At 43.8% G+C, this 12366-nt stretch carries 10 protein-coding genes; 8 read left to right on the top strand and 2 right to left on the bottom strand.

Annotation, left to right across the window (positions count from 1 at the left end; genetic code table 11):
• Nucleotides 1-168 precede the first annotated feature (168 nt).
• The 4 genes from speE (at nucleotide 169) to argS (ending at nucleotide 4257) form a co-directional block, all read left to right on the top strand.
• Nucleotides 169-996 carry a spermidine synthase gene (gene speE, locus ACJ9PY_RS26120; RefSeq protein ID WP_034315891.1) on the top strand — a complete coding sequence of 276 codons (828 nt, stop codon included), beginning with the start codon at nucleotides 169-171 and terminating at the stop codon, nucleotides 994-996.
• A gap of 14 nt (nucleotides 997-1010) precedes the next feature.
• Complete coding sequence (gene speB / locus ACJ9PY_RS26115) at nucleotides 1011-1889, top strand: agmatinase (protein WP_034315888.1); 879 nt, start codon at nucleotides 1011-1013, stop codon at nucleotides 1887-1889.
• Between the two features lie 253 nt (nucleotides 1890-2142).
• Nucleotides 2143-2583, top strand: a complete 441-nt coding sequence (locus ACJ9PY_RS26110; protein WP_063574638.1) for a DUF1934 domain-containing protein — start codon at nucleotides 2143-2145, stop codon at nucleotides 2581-2583.
• Nucleotides 2584-2586: 3 nt separating this feature from the next.
• On the top strand, nucleotides 2587-4257 hold the full coding sequence (gene argS, locus ACJ9PY_RS26105) for an arginine--tRNA ligase (RefSeq protein ID WP_145506359.1): 1671 nt from the start codon (nucleotides 2587-2589) through the stop codon (nucleotides 4255-4257).
• A gap of 49 nt (nucleotides 4258-4306) precedes the next feature.
• Here the strand turns inward: argS and uvsE are convergent, their stop codons facing one another.
• A complete protein-coding gene (gene uvsE / locus ACJ9PY_RS26100; RefSeq protein WP_411739290.1) occupies nucleotides 4307-5260 on the bottom strand; it encodes a UV DNA damage repair endonuclease UvsE in 954 nt (317 codons plus the stop codon).
• A gap of 28 nt (nucleotides 5261-5288) precedes the next feature.
• Nucleotides 5289-6491: a cardiolipin synthase gene (gene cls / locus ACJ9PY_RS26095; RefSeq protein WP_283929675.1), complete on the bottom strand. Its 1203-nt coding sequence runs from the start codon at nucleotides 6489-6491 to the stop codon at nucleotides 5289-5291.
• A 292-nt stretch (nucleotides 6492-6783) separates the two neighbouring features.
• Here cls and ACJ9PY_RS26090 point away from each other — a divergent pair, with 292 nt between their 5' ends.
• The 4 genes from ACJ9PY_RS26090 to ACJ9PY_RS26075 all read left to right on the top strand — a co-directional run bounded on the left by ACJ9PY_RS26090 (nucleotide 6784) and on the right by ACJ9PY_RS26075 (nucleotide 12359).
• Nucleotides 6784-8913, top strand: a complete 2130-nt coding sequence (locus ACJ9PY_RS26090) for a heterodisulfide reductase-related iron-sulfur binding cluster (protein WP_411740337.1) — start codon at nucleotides 6784-6786, stop codon at nucleotides 8911-8913.
• A gap of 198 nt (nucleotides 8914-9111) precedes the next feature.
• Nucleotides 9112-10302, top strand: a complete 1191-nt coding sequence (locus tag ACJ9PY_RS26085; protein ID WP_411740336.1) for an acetyl-CoA C-acetyltransferase — start codon at nucleotides 9112-9114, stop codon at nucleotides 10300-10302.
• Nucleotides 10303-10335: 33 nt separating this feature from the next.
• Nucleotides 10336-11187, top strand: a complete 852-nt coding sequence (locus tag ACJ9PY_RS26080; RefSeq protein WP_048683542.1) for a 3-hydroxybutyryl-CoA dehydrogenase — start codon at nucleotides 10336-10338, stop codon at nucleotides 11185-11187.
• Nucleotides 11188-11222: 35 nt separating this feature from the next.
• Complete coding sequence (locus ACJ9PY_RS26075; protein ID WP_063574644.1) at nucleotides 11223-12359, top strand: acyl-CoA dehydrogenase; 1137 nt, start codon at nucleotides 11223-11225, stop codon at nucleotides 12357-12359.
• Nucleotides 12360-12366: the final 7 nt, after the last annotated feature.

Here is a 12366-nt window from a genome sequence, read left to right as displayed (position 1 = left end):
TTACTATTATGGAAAAAAAAGAAAATTTTAAACATAAGAACTGCATTTAAGAAATTTATCTTGCAATTCTGCTAGATTCGTCTATAATTTTTCTAGCTAATGACTATACCGATTTTGGGGAACCTATAAGGTGACTGACAATATGAAATGGAAAAGGAGCGTTAATAAATGAGCATTTGGTTTACTGAAAAACAAACAGAGAACTTTGGTATTACGATGAAAGTGAATCGTACTTTACATACGGAGCAAACTGAGTTTCAAAAGCTTGATATGATTGAAACGGAAGAGTGGGGCAATATGCTATTGCTGGATGACATGGTAATGACTTCACAGCGCGATGAATTCGTTTACCATGAAATGGTAGCCCATGTTCCTTTATTTACCCATCCTAATCCAGAAAACGTTTTGGTTGTAGGTGGAGGGGACGGAGGAGTCATCCGTGAAATCCTTAAACACCCAAGCGTAAAAAAAGCTACATTGGTGGATATCGATGGGAAAGTCATCGAATACTCAAAGAAATACCTGCCGGAAATTGCAGGCATGCTTGAAGATCCGCGTGTAGACGTACAAGTTGGGGATGGCTTCATGCACATCGCCAAAAGTGAAAATGAATATGACGTGATCATGGTTGATTCAACTGAACCTGTCGGACCTGCTGTCAATTTATTCACAAAAGGTTTTTATGCCGGGATTTCCAAAGCTTTGAAAGAAGACGGGATTTTTGTGGCACAATCCGACAACCCTTGGTTTAAAGCGGACTTAATTCGCGATGTACAACGTGATGTGAAAGAGATATTCCCAATCACGAGCCTGTATTTAGCGAATATCCCGACGTATCCAAGCGGCCTTTGGGCGTTCACGATCGGATCGAAAAAATATAATCCATTAGAAGTGACTGAAGATCGTTTCCATGAAATGGAAACTAAATATTATACAAAAGAACTTCATAAAGCAGCTTTCGTTCTGCCTAAATTCGTTCAAGATTTAGTGAAGTAAGGGAGGCATGGACCATGAAATTCGATGAAGCCTATTCAGGCAATGTATTCATTAAAAGCCACCCTGTTTTTGAGGAATCTGAAGCTGTGCTATACGGCATGCCGATGGACTGGACGGTAAGTTTCCGTCCGGGATCTCGCTTCGGCCCTACCCGGATTCGTGAAGTTTCGATTGGTTTGGAAGAGTACAGCCCGTATTTAGATCGTGAATTAGAGGAAGTTAAATTCTTTGATGCCGGGGACATTCCATTACCATTCGGCAATCCGCAGCGCAGTATCGATATGATTGAAAAATTTGTCGACAGCTTGTTGGATGCAGGTAAGTTCCCAATGGGTATGGGAGGGGAACATCTTGTCACATGGCCTGTCATCAAAGCCATGTTCAAAAAGTATCCCGATATGGCCATCATCCATATGGATGCCCATACAGATTTACGTGAGGATTATGAGGGAGAGCCGCTTTCCCATGCGTCCATCATCCGTAAATCCGCAGAACTTATCGGCCCGAAAAATGTATACTCTTTCGGCATTCGTTCCGGTTTGAAGGAAGAATTCCAATGGGCAAAAGAAAATGGCATGCACATCTCTAAATTTGAAGTTCTTGAACCTTTGAAAGAAGTACTGCCGCAGTTAGCTGGCCGTCCTGTATATGTGACGATCGACATCGATGTTCTTGACCCTGCGCACGCGCCGGGAACAGGCACCGTTGATTGTGGAGGCATCACTTCCAAAGAGCTTTTAGCTTCGATTCATGAGATAGCACGGTCTGAAATAAATGTGGTCGGCTGCGATTTAGTAGAAGTCGCACCAATCTATGATCCATCCGAGCAAACTGCGAATACGGCGAGCAAGCTGATTCGCGAAATGATTCTAGGGTGGGTTCAAAAGGGTTAATGATGGAAGACTTGACTGTTCCTGTTTTTTTAGCGGGAATGGTCTTTTTTTATCCGTGGATAGAATTAAGGGCTCTTTTTGAATAATTCCGCCCAATGAGTCATTATTGCGTTAAAATCAAATGGATTGCAACAACTTGATTTCGACAGCACACTTTTGGTTTAACACTTTATTTTCCGCTCCAAGTTGAAACTTCCTTGAAGAATATTTATACTTATAAAGTTAAGAACGACATGATGAAGGAAGTGTAGCTTTGACTCTTCATGATATAGATAAGCATGCTATTAAAGTGACTTTACAGACAAAAATCAAGCACGGTTCAGAAACGGAAACGTATGAGCTGGTCACATTTGGTACAAAAATGTATAAAGGTGCAGATTTATATTTGCAATATAAAGAGGAAAATGAAACCGGTCAAACACAAACGACCATCAAGCACAAACCGGATGAAACGATCCTGCTTAGAAACGGTGCCATTAAAATGAGGCAGCTTTTCCGCCTGCAGGAAGCGACAAATGGGCATTACGAAAGTATATATGGCAGGTTAGGATTACGGACGACCGCGAAGAAGATCTCTCATCAATGGGATGAGCAGGCCAAACAAGGGAAACTTGTCCTTAAATATACGTTACATATGCAGGGAAGCGAACCCGGTCAATATGAGATGACTATTTCCTACAAGGAGGAAGCATAACGCATGAATATAGTAAAAGAGGTACAGGAAAAACTGAAAGAAGAGATTAAAGCGGCAGTCATTAAAGCCGGTTTAGCAACGGAAGAGCAAATTCCGAATGTTGTATTGGAGCTGCCAAGAGATAAGACACACGGAGATTATTCCACGAATATGGCCATGCAATTAACGAAGATTGCAAAGAAAGCGCCAAAGATGATAGCAGAGGCAATCATCGAAAACTTTGACAATTCAAAAGCATCCATCGAAAAAATTGAAATTGCAGGACCGGGTTTTATCAATTTCTACATGGATAATGCTTATTTGACAGAACTGGTTCCTGTCATTTTGAAAGTGGATGAAGCATATGGGGAAAGTGACTTTGGTAAAGGCGAAAAAATCCAAGTGGAGTTCGTTTCCGCGAACCCGACCGGTGATCTCCATCTTGGTCATGCCCGTGGTGCAGCAGTAGGCGATACGCTATGTAATATCCTAGCTAAAGCAGGTTATGATGTTTCACGTGAATACTATATCAATGATGCAGGTAACCAAATCAATAATTTGGCCATTTCCATAGAAGCCCGTTATTTCCAGGCACTTGGACTCGAAAAGGATATGCCTGAGGGCGGTTATCATGGCGAAGATATCATTGGCATCGGTAAGACGCTTGCAAGTGAGTATGGGGATAAATATGTAAATGCCGATGAGAAGGAACGTTTTGAATTTTTCCGTGAGTACGGCTTGAAATATGAAATGGAAAAACTGAAAACGGACTTGGGTAATTTCCGTGTCGGATTTGATGTATGGTACTCCGAGACATCCCTCTATCAAGACGGTAAAATTGATGAAGCACTTAAAGTGTTGAGGGAAAGGGGCCATGTTTACGAGGAAGATGGGGCTACATGGTTCCGCTCTACGGAATTAGGCGATGATAAAGACCGGGTGCTTATTAAGCAGGATGGGTCTTACACATATTTGACACCGGATATTGCCTATCACCGTAATAAATTGGAACGCGGCTTTGAAACGCTGATCAATATCTGGGGTGCAGATCACCACGGCTATATCCCTCGTATGAAAGCGGCGATCGAAGCATTAGGGTACAACCGCGAGCAGCTTGAAGTGGAAATCATCCAGCTTGTCCACCTGTACAAGGATGGCGAGAAAATGAAGATGAGTAAACGTACCGGTAAAGCAGTTACGATGCGTGACCTGATTGATGAAGTGGGTCTGGATGCAACACGTTATTTCTTTGCAATGAGAAGTGCGGATACCCATATGGACTTTGATTTGGATCTTGCGGTCTCACAATCCAATGAAAACCCGGTTTATTATGCACAGTATGCCCACGCCCGTATTTCCAGCATTTTGCGCCAAGGTGTGGAACAAGGGATCAGCTATGAAGGAGTCACTGATTTCTCTGCCCTATCTACTGAAAAAGAAGTGGAGCTTTTGAAGAAATTAGGAGAATTCCCGCAGGCAATAGCGGAAGCAGCCGAAAAACGGATGCCTCACCGTATGACGAACTATATATTCGACCTGGCCTCTACATTCCACAGTTTCTACAATGCAGATAAGGTTCTGGATGTTGAAGAAATGGAAAGAAGTAAGGCTCGTCTTGGACTGGTCAAATCCGTCCAAATTACGTTAAAGAATGCATTGGCCATCATCGGGGTTTCGGCACCGGAAAAAATGTAATGGAAAAAAGCGGCTGTTTCAAACGAAACAGCCGCTTTTTTTAGGTTATTTAGCACTCAATGGCTCCGCCGCTCACCCTTTTTACACCTCGAATCTTAGCCATATCTTCAATCAGCTGCAACATTGCCCGATCCTTCATCTTGGCCTCGATCATGAAATCCGCGTCCTGTCCAAGATCCTTAAGCACTTTAAAAAGGGGCATGATGAAGTCCAAATCGATATAATCTGCATGCGAGCGAAATTCACCTGCCGATTTTGGGGATGAAATATGGATCTTTGGTACCGCCCCTGCTTGATTCCAAGTGGTGAACACCTCGGTGAGCAGCTCGTTAAGAGGCTCATCTGAAGGGTTAGCGAGATGATGGTGATAATCGAATACAAGCGGAGTTCCCTCCCTTTTACATACGCCGAGGGTTTCAGATGCTGTATAAGTTTTATCATCATTCTCCAAAGTCATTCTTTCCTTGATGTGCATAGGCAGCGATTTAAGGTTGTCATGAACCCTTACAAGGGCGGACTCTTTATCGCCATAGGCCCCACCGACATGGATATTGATGAAAGAGGTGTCCGCAATGCCCATTGCATCAAGCATTTTATAATGGAACTCCATATCTTTCACTGCATTTTGTGTGATCTCGGGCTTAGGGCTGGTGAACAGCGTAAACTGATTGGGATGAAAGCTGAGCCTCATCTTGTGTGCAGTTGCCCAATCGCCAAGCTGTTTCCACTCTTTTTCAAAAGGAGTGACGAAATCCCATTCGATTTCGGGATGTGTCGCTAAAGGAACAATGGAACTGGACATCCGGTATACTTCTATTTGGTGTGCCGTGTTATATTGAAGGACCCTTAAGGTATTTTCAATGTTCTGCCTTGTCACATCCAGAAGCTTTTCCATTCCTTTTTCTGCGCCAAGTGTGCTATATCGCTTGAAAGTAAGTGTCTTAGCCGGAGAAGCCTCCCATAAACAGGTGGCATTGGATACGAACCCAAATCTTATTTTCATTATATTTTTCTCCTTGAGCAAAGGGTTGTCAAAGAAAAGGAGAAAGGATGGAAGCCAGCGATTCTTTTGCTGAACGGACTACATTCATGCTGGAAAGAGCGTCCCCGTTCAGCGGTTTGGATTCGGCCAGGTCCACTGCCAATTCCTTTTCTACATCTTTTATAAATGTCCGGTCAAATACGGTGCAGTTCATTTCACTGTTTAAAAAACAACTGCGTTTATCAAAATTAGCCGTACCGATATCACACATTATATCATCGATCAGCATCACTTTAGAATGGTAGAACCCTCTTTGAAATTGCATGATTTCCGCCCCGTCTTTTATTAGTACCCGAAAATAGGGAAAAGAAGCTTCTTTTACAAGGGCGTGGTCTGAAATTTCAGGTACGATGACCGTAACGGAAACATTGCGTGCAAGGGCATCCCTCAATTCCTGAAATAAAGTTTCACTGGGAATGAAGTATGGAGTCCCGATAATGATTTTTTTAGTCGCTTGACGAATCATGTGTGTCAGTGACTGTTCAAGATCACTGCCATTCGAGACGACAAACTGATGGGCCTGCGTCCCGGGAGTCAATGTCGGAAAATAGGCAGGCGTTCCTCTGTAATCCTCGTTTGTATCATAGAACCAATCCGAGAGGAAGACTTCCTGAAGGTCCTTTACACCTTCCCCGGTCATTTTTAAATGGTAATCCCTCCATGGGTTCAGCTTCTCCCCTTGGTTTATATACTCCTTACCGATATTAAAGCCGCCAAGATAGCCGATCTTTCCATCTATCACCGAGATCTTACGGTGATTTCTTTTTTGTATGGTATAGAAAAGGAAGGGGAGTTTCGGTTTAAAGCTGAAAGAAAAATGAACGCCGCTTTCAGTCAGCTCCTGAATGGTTTGGCGGGACATTTTTTTACTCCCTATCCAATCGACTAAAAGCCGCACTTCCACGCCCTCTTCCGCTTTTGACTGCAGTAACTTCAAAAAGTCCTTGCTGAATTTATCGTTTTTTACTATATAAAAAAGGATATGGATGGAATCCTGAGCTTGCCTGACTTCCTTGATATAATCTTCAAACAGGATTTTCCCTGATGTGAATACAGTTATTTCGCTATTCCGAGGCGGATATTTAATGTTGGTTGCGTGCTTCGAATAACGGCTATGCCCTACCTTAAGATCAACCCAGCACCAAGAGAAGATCAATAAAAATATAGAGGCAATCGTGGTGATTATCTTCAAAAAAAATCCCCCCTAAATGATTATATTTAGTTTGGCTCTAATTCCCTGTCAGTAACCATTAAAAAGGGGGAAAGGGTCTTCATTTTTTTTGAATGCGGAAGGGTAATGCATGGATTTGTCGAATTATATAATTAAGGGGCAGAAAAATTAAATGGTTTTTAAAAGAAAAAAGTTGACTGAATGCTCATTCATTATATAATGGAATTAATCAAATTTCAGAAAAATGCCAAATTTCCCATAATGGTACCTGGCATTTTGCAATTTACTAAAGAGGGGGAAAGACTGCATGGAAATGAATGGTTTACTATGGATCAACTTAGTTGCATTCCTGTTTGTAACCGCTTACGCCGCCGGTTTGTTTATCTATTTGATAAAGACTCGTATTGCTTATATAAAACTTGGCAAAAAAGTGGAATTCGATAACCGTGTGAAAGATCGTCTTGTCAAAATAGGGGTGTATGTATTTGGACAGAAGAAGCTCTTTAAAGATAAAAAGAGCGGGATCATTCATGCCTTGTTATTTTATGGTTTCATATTAGTGCAATTTGGTGCACTTGATTTTTTCGTTAAAGGCTTAAGGCCGGGGTGGCATTTACCGTTCGGCCCTGTTTATCCGGCCTTTACTTTCTTCCAGGAAATTGTGACGCTTACCGTTCTTGTTGCAATCCTATGGGCGGCATACCGCCGTTATGTCGAAAAGCTTGTTCGCTTGAAAAGGGATTTCAAAGCAGGTTTGGTTGTCATCTTCATTACCGGTATCATGATCACCGTATTACTGGGGAATGGAATGGGAATGATCTGGCATGGACACGATGCAACCTGGTCAGAGCCTGTCGCATCGAGCATTGCATTTCTATTCGGCTGGATGGGGACAACAGCGGCAACCGTCGTTTTTTATGTAGCTTGGTGGCTGCATTTACTGATCATATTATCTTTCCTTGTTTATATCCCGCAATCTAAGCACGCTCATTTGATTGCCGGTCCAATAAATGTATTCCTTAATCGCCTGGACAATCCGGGGAAATTGAAACCGGTTGATTTGGAAGAAGAGATTCTCGACAAAGAAGGCAATCAATATTACGGTGCCAAATATATCGAGGACTTGACGCAATATCAAATGGTGGACCTCTATGCCTGTGTGGAGTGCGGTCGCTGTACGAATATGTGCCCAGCCACAGGTACTGGGAAAATGCTGTCCCCGATGGATATCATAATCAAGATGCGTGACCATTTAACTAATACAGGCGCTGCCGTTACAACGAAGCAGCCATGGGTGCCATCTTTTGTTTTTGGAAATACGAAGGGAAATAAGATCGCTCTGGCTGGTGCCGCGCAGGGGGTGCAGGAATCAGCTGCAGCAACTGAAGCATACAGTCCGAGCCTGATTGGCGAAGTCATTACGGAAGAAGAACTTTGGGCTTGCACCACATGCCGGAACTGTGAAGATCAATGCCCGGTAATGAATGAACATGTCGACAAAATCATTGATATGCGCCGTTATCTAGTGCTTACTGAGGGCAGACTTGATCCCGATGCACAGCGTGCCATGACGAATATCGAGCGTCAAGGGAACCCGTGGGGATTGAACCGTAAAGAGAGAGAAGATTGGCGGAGCCTTCGGGAAGATGTCAGCGTCCCAACCGTGAAGGAATTAAAAAAGGCAGACGAAGAATTCGAGTATTTATTTTGGGTGGGTTCAATGGGGTCATACGATAACCGAAGCCAGAAGATTGCCCTTTCCTTTGCTAAATTATTGAATGAAGCGGGCGTCACATTTGCAATTCTCGGAAATAAGGAGAAAAACTCAGGGGATACTCCACGTCGATTGGGTAATGAGTTTGTTTTTCAGGAACTTGCCATGAAAAATATAGAAGAATTCCAAAAGAATGAAATAACGAAAATCGTGACGATCGATCCGCATGCATACAATATCTTTAAGAATGAGTATCCGGATTTTGGCTTGGAAGCGGAAGTGTATCACCATACTGAGCTGTTGGCCAAACTTGTCAGTGAAGGCAGGCTGGTGCCGCAGTATCCGGTGAATGAGACGATTACATTCCACGATTCCTGTTACTTGGGAAGGTACAATGAAGTTTACAGCCCGCCGCGTGAAATCTTACAATCCATTGATGGAGTGAAACTTATTGAGATGGAGCGTAACCGTGAGAAGGGTATGTGCTGCGGAGCTGGAGGCGGTTTGATGTGGATGGAGGAAGAAACTGGAAACCGCATTAATGTCGCCCGTACCGAACAGGCGCTGGCCGTCAGTCCAACAGTGATCAGCTCAGGATGTCCTTATTGCCTGACCATGCTATCTGATGGGACGAAGGCAAAAGAAGTTGAGGAAAATGTTAAAACGTATGATGTAGCTGAACTACTCGAAAAAGCGGTCATTGGTGAAAATAAATCGATTGCCTCTTAATTTTAAATGGAATTGCCTGCTTCCTCTAAATGAGATTCAAATGGAAGCAGGCAATATTTTCAAATATTTATAAACTAAATATTTTCATTTTTGAGAAAAATGTGTAATATAATATAATATTAAGCGCTTACAACACTATTTTTTTAACTCCAAATTGAGCGAGCGTTCAATCAATGTTACTTATAGGGGGAAATAATGATGGCGAAAACAGTGATTATTAGCGGTGTGAGAACACCTTTTGGTAAATTCGGCGGTGGTCTTAGCAGTTTGACGGCATCACAACTTGGTGGAATAGCAATCAAAGAGGCACTTGTTCGGGCAGGGATTGAAGGAAGCCAAGTGGACGAGGTCATCATGGGGAATGTGCTTCAAGCAGGCCAAGGCCAAATACCGTCCCGCCAGGCAGCCCGTCATGCTGGATTACCTTGGGAAGTGAAAACGGAAACCATTAATAAAGTATGCGCATCAGGACTTCGCAGTGTCACATTGGCTGATCAGATCATTCGCTTAGGTGAAGAAGAAATCATTGTTGCCGGCGGAATGGAATCGATGAGCAATGCACCTTATATCCTTCCAAAAGCAAGGTGGGGCCTAAGGATGGGTGATGGGGAACTGAAGGATACGATGATATCGGATGGACTTAGCTGCAGTTTTACGGGCGTCCATATGGGGACTTACGGTAACAGTACAGCCGAGGATCTTGAAATCACCCGTGAGGAACAAGATAACTGGGCTTATGAGAGTCACCAAAAAGCGATAAAAGCAATCGATGGCGGAATTCTTGCAGAAGAAATCATTTCCGTACAAGTGCCGGTCCGAAAAGGCGAACCAATTACCATCGAACATGATGAAGCCCCAAGAAAAGATACATCTGCCGGAAAGTTGGCTAAACTAGGTCCAGCTTTCAATAATGAGGGGACCATTACGGCTGGTAATGCACCAGGTGTCAATGACGGGGCGGGTGCTCTCGTATTGATGAGTAAGGAACGTGCTGAAAAAGAAGGGAAAACGCCTTTTGCCTATATTTTAGCTCATGCAGAAGTGGCAGTGGAAGCAAAGGACTTCCCTAAAACGCCAGGTCTGGTCATAAATGAACTTCTGAAGAAGACAGGTAAATCGATAGAGGAAATTGATTTATTTGAAGTGAATGAAGCATTTGCTGCGGTTGCATTGGCCAGCGGGAAAATTGCCAACATCGAGCCAGGAAAAGTGAATGTAAACGGAGGGGCCGTAGCATTAGGTCACCCAATCGGGGCAAGTGGTGCCCGCATCATCATTACGCTGATGCATGAACTGAAACGCCGCGGAGGGGGATTGGGCATCGCAGCGATCTGTAGTGGCGGCGGTCAGGGAGATGCCATTTTAATAGAAGTGCCTAAGCAAGGATAATAGTTTCATAGATAAATGAGGAGGGATATTCCCATGGGCATTCAAAAAGTGATGGTCATTGGTGCGGGACAGATGGGATCTGGCATTGCCCAGGTCTGTGCAATGAGCGGTTATGAAGTTCTTTTACACGATTTAAAAGATGAGTATGTAGAAAAGGGTTTAGGGACTATTGCCAAAAACCTATCGCGGCAGGTTGAAAAAGGGAAAATGGAATCCGAGGAGAAGGATGCAATCCTTTCCCGGCTTACTTCCTCAACGAATTTGAAAAATGCAGCTGCAGTAGATTTGGTGATTGAAGCGGCAGTGGAAAACATGGAAATAAAAACAAGAATATTCGCCGAGTTGGATGAAATCACGCCCCGGCACGTCATTCTTGCATCCAATACTTCTTCGCTACCGATTACCGAGATAGCCGCTGCCACGAAAAGGCCGGAAAAGGTAATAGGCATGCACTTTATGAACCCGGTTCCAGTCATGAAGCTGGTTGAGGTCATCCGCGGCCTTGCTACAGCGGATGAAGTTTATCAAGAGGTTGAAAAGATGGCTGAATCCTTGAATAAGGTACCGGTGGAAGTCAATGATTTTCCAGGTTTTGTAGCGAATCGGATTTTGATGCCGATGATCAATGAGGCCATCTATACACTTTATGAGGGCGTCGCTACTAAAGAAGCGATCGATGACGTAATGAAACTGGGCATGAACCATCCGATGGGCCCGCTTACGCTAGCTGACTTCATCGGCCTGGATACATGCTTGTATATAATGGAAACCCTTCACCAAGGACTGGGAGACGATAAATACCGACCGTGTCCGCTGTTAAGGAAATATGTAAAGGCAGGGTGGTTAGGCAAGAAGTCAGGACGGGGCTTTTATGAATATAACTAATCATGGAAAGATGTGCAGCCAGGGAGGGATGAAGGATGGATTTCAAGTTTACCGAAGAACATGAAATGATGCGGAAAATGGTAAGCTCTTTTGCGGAGAATGAGATCACTCCTCATATCGAGGCAATGGAAACAGGCGTGTTTCCAAAAACGATTCTGCAAAAAATGGGTGAGCTTGGTTTGATGGGAATTCCGATTTCAGAAGAATACGGTGGCGCGGGTATGGACTTCATGTCTTATATCATTGCCATCAATGAGATTTCCAAAGTAAGTCCCACTCTCGGTGTCATACTGTCCGTTCATACATCTGTTGGCACAAATCCAATCGTTTATTTTGGAACGGAAGAGCAGAAGCGAAAGTATGTGCCTAAGTTAGCCGCTGGTAAAAATTTAGGGGCCTTTTGTTTGACTGAGCAAAGCTCAGGTTCCGATGCTGCGAGTTTGAAATCGAAGGCAGTGGCAGTAAAGGAAGGCGGACAATATCGAATAAATGGGTCCAAGGTTTTTATCACCAATGGCGGGGAAGCGGATGTGTTCATTGTTTTTGCCTCGACCGACCCACAGAAGGGAAGCAAGGGAATCTCTGCTTTTATTGTAGAAAAAGGGACGCCGGGCTTAATCATCGGTAAAGATGAACGTAAAATGGGCCTTCATGGTTCGAGCACCGTACAGGTGACGTTCGAGGATATGAAAGTCCCTGCAGCCAATCTCCTAGGCAAAGAAGGGGAAGGTTTTAAGATCGCCATGGCCAACTTGGATGCTGGAAGAATCGGGATTGCTGCTCAAGCGCTGGGTATTGCAGAAGGAGCCATGGAACATGCTGTCCGATATGCAAAAAGCAGGGAGCAATTCGGAAAACCCATTGCAGAACAGCAAGGGATTGGTTTCAAACTGGCCGAAATGGCAACGAGCATAGAAGCTTCAAGATTACTCGTCTATCGTGCGGCGTTTTTACGCTCACAGGGATTAAAGTCCGGTAAAGAGGCGGCAATGGCTAAGCTATTCGCTTCGAGGACGGCCGTTGAGGTGGCGATAGAAGCAGTCCAAGTGTTCGGGGGCTATGGATATACAACGGATTATCCGGTCGAACGATATTTCAGGGATGCAAAGGTAACTGAAATTTATGAGGGTACAAGCGAAATACAGAGAATGGTCATCAGTAAAAGTCTGTAATTACGAG

Origin of the sequence: Peribacillus sp. S4 (assembly GCF_046715815.1) — a bacterium.
Lineage (GTDB): Bacteria > Bacillota > Bacilli > Bacillales > DSM-1321 > Peribacillus > Peribacillus frigoritolerans.
The sequence above is the reverse complement of the archived record's forward strand: the minus strand, read 5'-3'. Positions and strand labels throughout refer to the sequence as shown.

Bases quoted from the DNA above. Each gene is read 5' to 3' on its own strand.
- speE (WP_034315891.1), top strand. From the start codon at position 169: ATGAGCATTTGGTTTACTGAAAAACAAACAGAGAACTTTGGTATTACG.
- speB (WP_034315888.1), top strand. From the start codon at position 1,011: ATGAAATTCGATGAAGCCTATTCAGGCAATGTATTCATTAAAAGCCAC.
- argS (WP_145506359.1), top strand. From the start codon at position 2,587: ATGAATATAGTAAAAGAGGTACAGGAAAAACTGAAAGAAGAGATTAAA.
- uvsE (WP_411739290.1), bottom strand. From the start codon at position 5,260: ATGAAAATAAGATTTGGGTTCGTATCCAATGCCACCTGTTTATGGGAG.
- ACJ9PY_RS26090 (WP_411740337.1), top strand. From the start codon at position 6,784: ATGAATGGTTTACTATGGATCAACTTAGTTGCATTCCTGTTTGTAACC.
- ACJ9PY_RS26085 (WP_411740336.1), top strand. From the start codon at position 9,112: ATGGCGAAAACAGTGATTATTAGCGGTGTGAGAACACCTTTTGGTAAA.
- ACJ9PY_RS26080 (WP_048683542.1), top strand. From the start codon at position 10,336: ATGGGCATTCAAAAAGTGATGGTCATTGGTGCGGGACAGATGGGATCT.
- ACJ9PY_RS26075 (WP_063574644.1), top strand. From the start codon at position 11,223: ATGGATTTCAAGTTTACCGAAGAACATGAAATGATGCGGAAAATGGTA.